Below are 13,075 nucleotides of genomic sequence, written 5' to 3' on the forward strand. Positions count from 1 at the left end.
AGCGATCGCTGTGGGAGCGGATTTTACCAATCATACCAAATCCGCTGCCATCACCCCCTCATATCATGTCCGGTTCTTCACCTATATTTTGGCCTCCTCCCTCACCCGGTGACACGGTGAAACGGTGACGGGTCGAGATTTTGATTAAGGGTAATTAGGCGGACATCATATCACCCCCCACCCTTAAGGGTGGGGCTACACAAACAAAGTCCTAGCAGAGAGGGGCTATAAATAATAATTAGCAATTAGCAATTAGCAATTAGCAATTACCCCATCCTGGTAATATTGAACATCAGGCTGTCAATCCTAAGGAGTTTTTGTGTATTTCTATTCCAACCCGCCCTATTTTTGGCTATTAGCTGGGTTACTGATAGGGGCGACATCTGGTGCCGCCTTCGAGGCGACTCTCAAACAACTTGTCCGGGAATGGTCTAAAACTCGATCTACGCGCGCGATCGCTTATTTACAAGGAATGCCTTTACAGCTACCTTTCTGTGGTATTTGTGTCGGCATTTGTGTTTTTCTAGGTTCTGGTCTGGAAATTTTTGGTTTTCCTGCTGCGCTTTCCTATCTAATTTCTGTGCCGCTTACGGTATTTATTGGTTGGTTAGTTTGGTCGCAACTTGGTAATCTGTTGATGCAACTGGAACGCGGCGGTTCTAAAGCATTAGATTTGGATTCATTCGGTTAATATTTGTTAGAGAGGGCTGAAGTCCTCTCTAGCAAACCGAAGAATAGCTATTGAACCGCAGAGGACGCAGAGAACGCGGAGGAAAGAGGGAAGAAGAGAAGAGATTGGTAATTTGTGTTGTAGGGGCGGGTTTTACTAACTATTTAGTGGAATCGCGAAATATGTCGTTAAACCCGCCCCGGTTACAATGGCTATTAGCCATTGACTTTATCAATAATTCGTTGCCAAATGCTTTTACGAGTTTTAGTTTGAGGTGCTTGGGGCGGTTTTTCGGAGTTGAGATAGCGGTAATGTTCCCAAATATCCCAGTAAGGACAACCGGGTTCGATGCGAATTCCTGCCCAGTGCAAGTATTGTAATGGTTGGTTGACTTTGGGGTCAATCAGTCGGTAGCCATCGTATTTGAAATGCTTGCTTCCCGCCCAACTTCCAGGTCCTTTACCGGGTCGGCGGACGATGTTAAATCGGCGCTTGATTCGCTTCAAGATCATGTAGTTAATAATCGGTTGATCTGAAGTTTTTTGCGAAAAATCAAAATATTCGGGATGGGCGGCACATTCGGTAAAGGTTTCGTAGAGGTCGTTTTCTGATAAAAAGTTCTTTTTAGAAGCCCAGAAACCGCCGTTAAACATATCTTTTAATTCGGTTTCTGTAAACACGTTTTCTTCTAATACTTTAGGGCTGAAGACATTTTTAATGCCACCAGCATGTTGATAGTCGCAGCAAAGGAAGTCGTAATCTGAAAAATAATTGAGGTTGTCAACGATTTTTTCAAAGACGACGATATCGGTGTCGATGTACAAAAACTCATCAAAGGGGCCAAACCAACAAGCTTGCTTGCGAAATTGATTCGGTCTGGCGAAGAATTGTTCGCCAAATGTTTGCTGTAGTTTCTTTGAGAGACGGTCGATAAATTCTAAATCTTCGTAAACTTGAACGCCGTATTTTTCGTTTAACAAACTGGCGATTTGTTGGTAATTATCGTCATAGGGAATCATGACGATGGGGGTTTCGGTATCGTAGGCGCGAATGCTATTTAGTAGAGCGATCGCTTGTTCTGTAACTTTATCATTTGCTGTAATATAAATGCCGCGCTTCATGCTATAATCCTCAAGGATTTATTCCTAATTTTCGCAATACTTTGGTCGCCAAACTCACGGGGGGGTTATAGGGGCGGGGTTTGGTGGTAAATTTAGGTCTGTTTTCTGGTTCGTGTAAATAGCGATAGTGCAAGAACAAATCTCGGTAGGGAAAGTCTATATTTTCCCCGGCGCAAACTTGGGCAAATAATTTAGAACTTAGACCGATGTAGTGAATATAAGTTAATCGGTTCCCTTTATCGTAAAGAATGTATTCTCTTTCCTCAAAATGGGGAGAAGTGACGCAGCACCCTGTTTTTTGATTTGGGGGCAAATGTAATGCCAAATTATAATTGGAAATTCCCAATCGCATGACCATGTAATTGAGGATTGTTTGATCGGGTGCCATTGAGTATAGTACTTCCGCTTCTCCCTCGCGGAGTTTGGCTAAAAGCCAATCTCGTCTATCTCGATCGAATATCCCTTTTTTAGATCCGTAAAATCCGGAACAAAATATTTCCGATTCAATGCGTTCTGGAGGGAATAATTCCGTTAGTTTGGGCGAAGATAATTCATAAACGTGGCTTGGATCGGTATACTGAAAATCGTAAACCACCCAATCATTGTGATTTAATCGCTCAAAAATCGGTGAAACTGGCCCGATTAATAGTGTATCCGCATCCATATAAATAAAGCGGTCAAACGGGCCATCAAACGCACCATAGCGGCGATGAGTGCCAACGCGGTGGTAGGGTTCGTTAGTTACTTTACTCCATCGCTGGAGTGCGGTGGGGTGGGTATCCCAAACGTTGCGGACGAATTCATCCCATCGCTGAATCGACTCTTGATCCTGGTATAGTTGGACGTTGGGACGCTTGGCAATTGCGGCGGCAATTTTTTCGGTTCTATCGTCGTAGGGATAAATGCAAACGGGCATGTCTGGCCCTAAAATAGCCTCAATGCTGTTGAGTAAAGCAATGAGTTGGTCGTAGACGTAATCGTTAGCGAGGGTACAAATTCCATCCATGTTTATCAAAATTTTTCCACGAATTCAGACAGCCAGTTGAGTAAATTTAGTTTGTGTAGGATAATTTGACGAGCTTCTGCGATCGCATCCTTCGCGGCATACCAAGCATCCGGTGTAGCCGTCACTTCTTGAATATAGGCTAATCCTTTTTCATCCAAACTCGGTAGTCTGAGAAAGCTACCGGGAGGAAGCAGCTTGTCAGCCGCAGGGCCGCCGTAGTAAATTGGCAAGCACCAAGCTAGTAAGGCATCCCATAATTTCTCGCTGACGTACCAGTTGTTTTCGGCGTAATTCTCAATCGATAGATTGTAATAGTACGGCGCCATCGCGTACCATTTGTTGAACATTTGCCCATTGGTTTTCGCCCAACTTGGTAAACCGCGACCGTATAAATCAAACTTCACTTCATTATTTTGCAACAACCTGACAAATTCTAACCGCTGGCGGTGATTCGCAGTCCTGCTAATTCCAGAAGTAATCCAACTGCAAGTTTTTTCCTTGGGAGGGGATGGCAGTTCATTTAAATCGTTAAACGAGTTGTTGTGATACCAAATTGCTGGCATATAATCTGGGGTAGGTGCGAAGTCATCTGGTCCGGAAATATAGCCGCAATATTGTTGAGCTTTTTCGTAAACCGCTTTATTTATATGAATAATTTCCTCCAAAGGCGGTTCTCGCATTAAATAAATAATCCGTTCTTGACTCACGCCGCGAAATTGCGTTCTAAAATCTTGCTCTTGGGGGGGTTGAAACTTTTTCAGCATTTTTTCCCAACGCTTTCCTGCGGCAGGTTTTGGCACAAAATCGAACTGATACAGCAGCAAGAAATCTGGCTGATTTGCTGTCGCATGCATTTCGATATTTCCCCATACTCCAAAGAAATTGGGGGTTTGTTGCCACAACCAATCAACTGGACCGGGATTTAACCCCACATAACTGCTAACCATTCCGACAATTTTTCTGCCCATGATAATGATTAAACTAAGGTTGGACGCATCGAATCTTCTACATAACTGAGGATTTTCGCCAGTCTATTTTCGCAGGAAAATTGATTGACAAATTCCATACTATCTGCATATCCTTCGGGTTTTCTGGGATGGGTTTGTAAAACTTGTTGCAAGCATTGAGCAAATTGATGTGGATCGTCGGGTTCGCACCAACCCGCTACCGCTTTGGTCGATTCAAATTCTTTCAACGGGGGTATTTTTGAAGATACAATTGGCGTTCCGGAAGCCATATAATCAAACAGTTTTAAAGGCGAGGTAAACGTTGCCGCTTCTCCTGAAAGATGGGGATGGGCTAAAATATCGGCTGCTTGCAACAAGCTGGCTAGTTTATCTTGGGTTAAATGACCTAAAAAGGCGATGTTTTCTACTTGTTTTTCCTGTGCTAATTTTTGGTATTTTTTTACTTGGTCTTCGTTACCGCCTGCGAGGGCAAATTGAATCTCCGGTAATTCTTTTGCCACATCAATCAGTAAGTTTACGCCTTTAAATTCGTGCAAAGCTCCCGAATAGACTACCAAATGTTCTCGTTTATTCCCCAACAGTTTTTGCCGCCATTCTGCGGCTTTTTCTGGTTGCCGTTCTAAAAATAAATGGTTAAAGCCGTTATGCAGTTTAATAACTTTTTCTGGCGGCATCCCGTTTTGGATCATCGTTGATCGAATTGTATCGGCGACGGTTACGGAAATTTGAAATAACGGGCTTTTAACGATTTCGGGTTCAAATTTTTTTTCTTCGTGGTGGTGGTGTTCGTAAATTGCGGGAATGCCTTGAGCGATCGCTGCCTTAACAAAGTTCCAGTCCCGTGTATGGACAATTTTAGTTTTGGGAAGGATATGCAGGGGAAAATAGTATTTTGTGGCGAGGGTGCTAGAATTTGCCAGCTTACTATTCACAAAGTCTATAGGCCAAGGCATGGGCAGGGGCGCTACTTTTAATTTATCCTGAATATTGTAAAATTTTGCCAGTTCTTCATCTGGCTTGCGAGGGCGAAACGGGAAGATTAAATCGATGGGATTTAAAGCTTTTAATCCCTTTTGCAGGTAAACTAAAACCGCTGGGTAACCCAGGTTCGCGGCCGCGTTAGCCGTATGGGCGACTTGAACGAGGTGCGCTTGGGCTTGGGGTAAAACATTGCGGGTAAAAAAAATATAGTGCTTGGTCATAGGATGGGATTTTAGTTACTTTCAACCTTGGCCTTTTCCTCAGCTTTGTGCGTATCTTCAAACAATTCCAGGGTATTGAGCAAGCCGATCGCCGAACTGTAGGATAGTTCCAGCAATTCGCTTTGCTCTTCGGGGGTGTCTATCATATCGTCAGCGAGTAAGCGCAACGAACCGATCATAGTGTTTAAACGGCTGCGAAATTCGTAGGAAAAACGAGTTTTCAACGTGCCGTTGCTCTTGGCATTCTGCTGATGGTCGCTAAATTGCATCGAGTAAAGCCGAGCATAGTAGCCGCCTTTGCGTAACAATTCTGAGTGGGTTCCCACTTCTACGACTCTGCCTTGATCGAGTACGGCAATTTGATGGGCTTTTTGTACTGTGGAGAGGCGGTGAGCAATTACTAGAGTAGTGCGATCGCGACTCAGTTCTTCGATCGCTTGTTGTACCAGACGTTCGGAAACCGTATCTAAGGCACTGGTAGCTTCATCCAGAATTAAGATATCCGGATCTTGTACCAGGGCGCGCGCGATCGCTAGCCGCTGTCTCTGTCCCCCGGATAATAATACGCCGCGATCGCCAATCAAGGTATCAAACCCCTTCGGCAGTCGCATAATAAACTCATAAGCATTGGCTCGCTTCGCCGCGTCGATAATTTCTTCTTCTGTCGCTTCCGGACGCCCATAGGAAATATTATTGCGAACCGTATTATTGAACAAAAACGTATCTTGGCTGACTATTCCCATTGACTTCCGCAGGGTTGTGAAATCGAATTGACGCAGATCGATTCCGTCTAGGGTAATGCTGCCGCTCTTGGGGTCGTAAAATCGGGGTAACAAATCTGCCAAGGTAGATTTACCCGCACCCGAACCTCCCACCAACGCCAACGTTGTGCCGCGCGGTAGGTACAAACTAATGTCCTTTAAAACTAATTCTTGACGATTGGGATAGGCGAAGCTGATGTTATTAAAATGAATCCCTTCGCACAATTGTTGATAAGGTAATCTCCCCCTACTCATGAAGGGTTTGTTATCCCGACGCAAGAAGTCGTATAAGATTTCTAAACTGGCATCGGTATTGGCTAAAGTGCTTCTGGCACTGTTTAACTGGTAAACAAATGGCAGTAAGCGGAACAGCAATAATAAGTAAGTCAGCAGTACCGTCGAGAGTGCCTCTAACTCGTTGCCAAAAAACGTGCGACCGAGAAAGACAATCCCCATTAAACCAATAATGCCAGTTACCTCGCTCACAGGTCCGATCGCCCCTGCATTTGCCTGGGACTGAAAATCGGCTTTTTCCCGATCTCGGATCAATTTTTGCAGGCGGTGATATTCTCTCCCTTCGTTTCCCGTTGCCTTTACCAGTCGAATGCCGCTGAGGGCTTCCAATACCCCAATCGAATAAGCTTTAGACAAGTCTGAAAGTTGTTTGCCAAAATCCTTGGATCGGACTACCCAGTATTGATTGATTAGCGCGACTAAACCCAATAAAACCGTTGAAGCTACTGTTAATTGCCAGGAAATTGCCAGCAGCAAACCGACAAACACCAAAACAGTTATGCCGATAATAATTAGCCGCAGCACCGTCCCCATTGCCGTCGCTGTCCGACCTAATTCTCCACCCAAGCGGTTGATCACGTCTCCCACTTTTGTTTGGGAATAAAAGCCCAAGTCCACTTCTAGCAGCAACCGCAGTCCGGCGTCTCGCAGATCGGTTGTCAACCTCCGCGTCAGGGAACTCGCTACTAAACCTGCGATATATCCGGTCAGGTTCTTCAAAATAATAATCGTTACGATCGACCCTGCCATCACCAGCAGACGCGACTCTGCCGGAACGCTATCAAAGGGCGTCATAATACTTTTGAGAATCTGCGGGCCATCTTTTAACGTGACGTTTTGACCCAAAAAATTTAAAATAATCGGGACCATTAGGGCTGTACTGACGCCGTTAAACAAGCTTCCCGAAAAGCCCAAAATAATCGTTACTACAATCCAAACTGGATATTTGCGAATAAAAGCTTGAAACAGCAGCTTACTGTAAGACATGCAGGACTTCCGGCTTAAAGTACTTGGATTTTAGTTGATGCGATCGCCCTTCAATCAAAGACGGCTAAATCAGTCATTTTAACCAAACTTCTTTGCAGAAGTCAGTCAAAATTTTAACATTTTTTCTTAGAGACTCGAAATCACCTCTGATAATATCCGTGACATCGCATCTATACTATAATACGCTACGCATCTGTCCCTGGCTTGTTTGCCTTGCTGCAAGGCTGACTCAAAATTCTGGAAAATCCATTGAATTTGCGGGGCAATTTGCTCTGGACTACTGGGATCGACTAAATAACCAGTACCGCCTAAAATTTCTGGGATATCGCCGACTCTTGTAGCCAAAATTGGCTTCGCCATTGCCATCCCGTCGGTTAGTTTGAGGGGAAACTGAGCTACGGCTGCGGGGATATCGCGCTGGGGAACGACTACAATATGGGCAGCCGCGACGACTTCGGGCATGGTAGTAACGGGAAGCTTTGGCAGTTTGACTATCCAACGTCCCCATTGTTGAATCAGTTGCTCGTCATAGTCATCGTAGGGACTGCCACCGACAATAACGAGTCGTAAATCCGGTTCGTTTAGCAGATCTAAAGCGATTAAAACATCTTCGATGCCCTTGTAGGGACGCGGCGCGCCTGGAAACATTAGTATGCGATAACCAGAAAGGCCGTAACGATCTCGACTTTTTTCTGGATCGTACCGCGTCGGATCGAACAGGGAAGTATCTTTGCCGTTGGGGATGCAAACGCCGCCAAACCGCTTTTGCAGAAACTGGGTATGAACGGTAATGGCATCGGCACTTTTTACCCAACCTTCCATCCATTTTAAATAAAGAGGATGATCGGGAAATCTCAGGGATCCATTTTGCTTTAAAATATCCCTCGCCAGTTGTTTAAACGAGGGGCGATACTGCAATTGGTCGCCTCCGAACCAGCCTACTTCCCAGTCGTCGATATCTAATATTACCGGACGACTGCGATTTAACTTTTTAATCAAAGGTAGACCGAAGCTTGTCGGTTTCGGTCTCATCGCATAAATAATATCTCCATCGAGTTTATCTAAAAGTTGCTTAGCCGCACTCAAAAACTTGGGATATCCTTGAGCTGGAATGCAAGTTATGGGTATTTCGGTATTAAATTTGGCTTCTTGGTCTTTATCGAAAACAAATCCCACGATTTCCACATCGCAGTCTATTTTTCGCAGTGCTTGCGCCAGCAAAAACGAACGAACGCCGCCGCCTTCCCACCTGCCAGCACCGCTTTTTGATATATCGCTAACAACCAAAGATACTTTTTTTTTCATGTTATAGTTCCTTCTTTAGCGTCGCCGCCAAGGATTTTCAACTTGATTGGGTAGAAACCATTTAGCCAAGCGATCGAAAATTCTCGTGTACAGCGATCGCGTAATATTTTTAGCATATTGGGGTCGATAGGGATAGGTACAGTGCAGCACTTTGATTGGTTCGTTGACGTTGTAACTTCCCTTCCATTTATCGAGAAAATTATAGGTTGGTGGCAAAACTTTCAAACTCGGTTTAACCGTTTCCATCGCCGCCGCAAATGCGCCTTGGTCTTTCAGCAGCAGCACATCTTGATTTTTTAGTATCACTGACTCAAAATAACTCCTCCACTTGGCAAACAATTCTTCATTTTTCGCACTTTTTCTATACCCCAAAACCCCCGTATTGTATTGAATAGTTTTTTCTGTTACCGGCAATCCAACTTTTTGCAGCGTTGGCAGTATTTCTTCTTTGCCTCTCAGCAAATTAGAAGCTTTTGTGATGTCACGCTGAACATCTTCTGTAACTAAAAAATCTACTTCATCTAATGCTGCAAAAAGTTCCTCAATTTTATCTAACAAGCAAATATCGCAATCGAGGAATATTGTTTTTTCAAAAGGGGATGCTTCATACAAGGCAACCTTTGCCAGTCGAGAAGCTAAAACCGGATTTTCATTAGCTGGTGCTGGTTTAAGGATGACATTGGGAAAAGCTTTGAGCAAAGTTTGGAGATAAACAGGAACCCGGTCGATTAAAATGACAATCGGTTCAGTATGGAACTTCCTGATTGCCGCTAAAAAATGCACGCAGTCTTGGAACGAGTAAAGACCTGTCAAAATTGTGATAAATCCTTTTGCTTCTTTCATTTTTAACCCTTTTATTTTAACTCAAAAAAAATTATACTCTTCTATTTCCCAAAATCCTTCTGGCAATTCCAAATTTTTGCGTACTACTCTCTTCCCCTTATATGTGTAGATTGATTCGCTGATTTTCCTCAGCTTGGGAATTTTATTGATTTGCAATTTTAACGCGATCTTTCTAGTCAAGCTGGGTGACCAATTTAGTTTTTCTCGCATCGCAGCTAGTGACTTTTCAGATTCTGTCACGTACTTCTTATAGTTTTGACTATTTCTTGAGTTAAATTGACGACGAAATCCACTGATTGGTGACTTTGTTCCATATAAATCTGCGTGCAAAAAAAAGCGCGCCCAGAGGTCAAAATCGCCCGCGAGTGAATATTCGGTGCGAATGTGGCCCCCTACTTTTTCCCACAAACTCCGCTTCCAGAAGGTAGACTCCTGCTGTATCCAACCGAATGCTTTCCGACCCGAAGGTAAGTAACAACCATCCAGAAATGCCTCTTGTGAGTATCCAGGAATTGACCGCAGTCCCTTAAAAAAGCCATGATAATCCAAAGAACCTGGATAGAGGGTTGTTAACCATTCAATTTGAGGAAATGCCGACATAATGCTGGATACAGTTTTAAAAGCCCAAGGATAGTACATGTCATCGCTGTTTATCCAAGCAAGGATTTCGCCAGTAGCACGAGCAAATCCTTTATTAATTGCATCATATTGACCCTGGTCTGGTTCGCTGCACCAGTAATGCAGATACTTGTCGTATTTTTTAATAATTTCCAAACTTTCGTCTGTAGAACCCCCATCAATAATTATATATTCAAGGTTAGGATATTCCTGTGACAATACGCTCTTGATGGTTGCCTCAATAAAATTAGCTTGGTTAAAAGAAGGAGTTACTACTGAAATTTTTGGTAAATCTTTATCCATTATTGCCCCCTGTTTTCACTAATCTTGTTTCTGGTTTTCTGGAAAACCTTAATCAATTATAAATGTTTTCGCTAACTTTTTAATTTCATCTGAATAATCCCCCGCCAATACATGCCCCCTACTTCCACTTCTGCCTATTATATCATACTTTTTATTCATCACAGCAAATTCTTTGCCAATTAAATCATCATAATATGCGTGTTCAAGATAATAACCATATCGATCGTTAACTCGCTTGTACGAATTCATCATATTTTTTTTAAAAAAAGCCACATTTGACTTAAAAAACGCTGCATTTACATAAACATTAGGGTTATGTGGCCCTTTAAAACCTCTTGTTTTCAGGGAAAATAAGTAGGCTTTAAAAGTTTCCTTATAAAGGCTTATCCTTGATTCAAATACCTTTTTTTTAGCAGCACTATGGTGGATTTTGAATACATTATAAAATTGCTCGTACTGCTGCTGTATTTGACAAAAATCCGGGACAAACAATCGTCCTGTAATTTTATAAAAGTTAAGCTTCTCATTTAGATGATAGCTTTTCTCGATCGCATATTTAATTATTTTTCCTTCTCCATACCCTTTTCCATACCGTTGAGACTCTCGATTTCCATTGAAAACTAATACTTCCAAAGTTTTTCCTTCATCTTTGGCAAATTGCTGAATTTTGTGAAAATCATAATCTGTCTGACTGTTTTCACAAAATATAATTGGATTAACTGGAGTCAGCTTGATCCATGAAATCAGAGCGCACAAGTATTCTAACAACCTTTCCTCTGAATTATTTATTTTAACGTAAGGAGTATTTCCAACGTTAATGGTTGCTGTCATTACCAGAGGTTCTACCGACGCTAGCTTTGTTTCCATGTTTAGTTCTCCGCGCGATCTTTAATATTTGGTTGGTATTTAGTGAGTCCATTCCCAATAGCTTTGGCTCCAATCTTCCTGGTAATGGAAAGTACCTTGCCACTCATAAAAACGTACAAAGTCATCCAGGTTTGGGGCTTTGTTTAGATCTCTGATCATGTAAAGCGGTTTATCTCCGTAAAAAGATGCCCACATCGTATAACTACTGGGAGGCCCCATAATATAGTCGCATTCAGCTAAGGAGTACATGTCTTCAATAATTTGGTTGTTGCCAAAATAGTAATCAAACTGAGCTAATAATTTTTGCTCTTGCTTGGCGTTATAACATATTAAAAATTTGACCTTTTTATCGGCAAACAACTGTTTAACTGAGGCCATTACTTTGACATAGTCCTCGCTTTGGTAAAAGTATCTACCGTTTTGATGCTGCTGGTAATCTCCCTGACGGATATGGATTCCAATCAGGATATCAGCATCGTTCCTCCTCATAGTGGAAATTAACTTATCTACATTTTGTCTATACTTTTCTAAAGGTTTGAAGTATTCTCTAATTGCCTCCCTATGTTTGCGTAAATTTGCTAGATCTTGCACAAACCATCCATCTCTCAAGAGCCACCCTTGCATAAAGGTGATTGAGTTGGCTTTAACCTGTTCGGTTACTTTAGAGTCGCTCCAGTTAAATGGCTTTTCTCTGGTGATGTCGATTAATTTGAATAGTTTGCTTTCAGCCAAATAGCGATTAAATTGATAGTATTTTATGCGTAACCAACGATTGCCTTTGATTTTGAGAGGGGGCGGTGGATAGGCACAAAATAGATCGTTGGCTGTGGGTTGGAAATATTCAGCATATTCATCAAAGGCCGGATTCAGCAACCACAGGTTATTCTCCCTGGCAAAAGCAATATAATGAGCAAAAAGTAGTAGTCTGTTACCTAATTGTCCAGATTTAGCAGCTATTACCAACATTGATGCACTCCTCAAAGTCATTTACTGGAAACTAACGGAGGGGTAGAATCAGACCGTCAGGTTCTTCTGACAGTCCGATCGTTTTTAACACCTTAACCGTGACGTTTTTGATGCCACTGCCAAGCATGGGATAAGATATCTTTGATGTCTGGGTATTGCGGTTTCCAGCCCAAGATTGTCTGAGCTTTGTCGCTGCTACCGACTAAGGCGGGGGGATCGCCGGGGCGGCGATCGCTGACTTCTACCTTAATCTCTCGTCCGGTGATTTCCCTTGCAGCATCAATCACTTCTTTTACCGAGAAACCCAAGCCGTTACCTAAGTTAAACGCATCGCTGTTACCGCCTTGTAAAAGATATTCCAACCCCAAAATGTGAGCATCTGCCAAATCGGAAACGTGGATGTAATCTCGAATACAAGTCCCATCTGGTGTAGGATAGTCCGTGCCGAAAATAGAAATAGAATCGCGCTTGCCTAAAGCTGCCATCAGCACTAGGGGAATTAAGTGAGTTTCCGGATCGTGATCCTCGCCCAACAATCCTTCGGGATCGGCACCGGCGGCGTTGAAGTAGCGGAAGCAAACCGACTTAAAGTCATATGCTGGAGCGAAATCGGCGAGAATTCGTTCCACCATTAATTTAGTCGCTCCATAGGGATTGATCGGATCTTGGGGATGATCTTCGGGAATTGGCACGATTTTGGGCACGCCGTAGGTGGCACAAGTGGAAGAAAAGACAAATTTCTTCACAGATGCTGCCATCATAGCCTCTAGGAGCGTCAGAGTACCTATGACGTTATTACGGTAGTATTTAGCGGGATCGGTTACCGACTCGCCTACGTAAGCATAGGCGCTAAAGTGCATCACTGCGTCAATATGGTGAGTCGAGAAGAGGCGATCTAGCAACGGGCGATCGCTTGTATCTCCCACTACCAACTCTGCCTTTAACACATCCTCAACGATGTCGCGATGTCCGTAGACCAAGTTATCCAGAACGACGACGCCGTACCCTGTCCGTTGGAGTGCTTTAACCGCATGAGAGCCAATATAACCTGCGCCCCCGGTAACGAGAATGGTTGGTTTATCCTGTGACACTTTTAAACCTTCCTGCTGTGCTATGTTTTACGAACTTGGCGCTTGTTTGGCGCGAAGTCTACATTACTTCCAA

12 protein-coding genes are annotated in these 13,075 nt (G+C 43.2%); 1 reads left to right on the forward strand and 11 read right to left on the reverse strand.

Annotated elements, in window-relative coordinates; genetic code table 11:
- Nucleotides 1-319: 319 nt before the first annotated feature.
- Nucleotides 320-691, forward strand: coding sequence for a hypothetical protein (locus ACE1CM_RS08825; protein ID WP_374877039.1), 372 nt, complete (start codon nt 320-322; stop codon nt 689-691).
- A 194-nt stretch (nt 692-885) separates the two neighbouring features.
- On the opposite strand, the gene ACE1CM_RS08830 is transcribed toward ACE1CM_RS08825, so the two are convergent.
- From ACE1CM_RS08830 to galE, 11 genes are all read right to left on the reverse strand, one after another.
- Nucleotides 886-1,791 carry an Npun_R2821/Npun_R2822 family protein gene (locus ACE1CM_RS08830; RefSeq protein ID WP_374877040.1) on the reverse strand — a complete coding sequence of 302 codons (906 nt, stop codon included), beginning with the start codon at nt 1,789-1,791 and terminating at the stop codon, nt 886-888.
- Nucleotides 1,792-1,801: 10 nt separating this feature from the next.
- A complete protein-coding gene (locus ACE1CM_RS08835) occupies nt 1,802-2,797 on the reverse strand; it encodes an Npun_R2821/Npun_R2822 family protein (RefSeq protein WP_374877070.1) in 996 nt (331 codons plus the stop codon).
- A gap of 5 nt (nt 2,798-2,802) precedes the next feature.
- Complete coding sequence (locus tag ACE1CM_RS08840) at nt 2,803-3,765, reverse strand: glycosyltransferase family 10 domain-containing protein (RefSeq protein WP_374877041.1); 963 nt, start codon at nt 3,763-3,765, stop codon at nt 2,803-2,805.
- An 8-nt stretch (nt 3,766-3,773) separates the two neighbouring features.
- On the reverse strand, nt 3,774-4,967 hold the full coding sequence (locus ACE1CM_RS08845; RefSeq protein ID WP_374877042.1) for a glycosyltransferase family 4 protein: 1,194 nt from the start codon (nt 4,965-4,967) through the stop codon (nt 3,774-3,776).
- A gap of 11 nt (nt 4,968-4,978) precedes the next feature.
- Nucleotides 4,979-7,009, reverse strand: a complete 2,031-nt coding sequence (locus ACE1CM_RS08850; protein ID WP_374877043.1) for an ABC transporter ATP-binding protein — start codon at nt 7,007-7,009, stop codon at nt 4,979-4,981.
- Between the two features lie 126 nt (nt 7,010-7,135).
- Nucleotides 7,136-8,314, reverse strand: coding sequence for a glycosyltransferase family 4 protein (locus ACE1CM_RS08855; protein ID WP_374877044.1), 1,179 nt, complete (start codon nt 8,312-8,314; stop codon nt 7,136-7,138).
- Nucleotides 8,315-8,329: 15 nt separating this feature from the next.
- On the reverse strand, nt 8,330-9,157 hold the full coding sequence (locus tag ACE1CM_RS08860) for a hypothetical protein (protein WP_374877045.1): 828 nt from the start codon (nt 9,155-9,157) through the stop codon (nt 8,330-8,332).
- A gap of 21 nt (nt 9,158-9,178) precedes the next feature.
- On the reverse strand, nt 9,179-10,078 hold the full coding sequence (locus ACE1CM_RS08865) for a glycosyltransferase family 2 protein (RefSeq protein ID WP_374877046.1): 900 nt from the start codon (nt 10,076-10,078) through the stop codon (nt 9,179-9,181).
- A gap of 48 nt (nt 10,079-10,126) precedes the next feature.
- Nucleotides 10,127-10,945, reverse strand: coding sequence for a hypothetical protein (locus tag ACE1CM_RS08870; protein WP_374877047.1), 819 nt, complete (start codon nt 10,943-10,945; stop codon nt 10,127-10,129).
- Nucleotides 10,946-10,984: 39 nt separating this feature from the next.
- Entirely contained in the window at nt 10,985-11,911 is a 927-nt protein-coding gene (locus ACE1CM_RS08875; RefSeq protein ID WP_374877048.1) for an alpha-1,2-fucosyltransferase, read from the reverse strand.
- A 92-nt stretch (nt 11,912-12,003) separates the two neighbouring features.
- A complete protein-coding gene (gene galE / locus ACE1CM_RS08880) occupies nt 12,004-13,002 on the reverse strand; it encodes a UDP-glucose 4-epimerase GalE (RefSeq protein WP_374877049.1) in 999 nt (332 codons plus the stop codon).
- Nucleotides 13,003-13,075: the final 73 nt, after the last annotated feature.

Source organism: Microseira sp. BLCC-F43 (assembly GCF_041929235.1).
GTDB lineage: Bacteria > Cyanobacteriota > Cyanobacteriia > Cyanobacteriales > Aerosakkonemataceae > Microseira.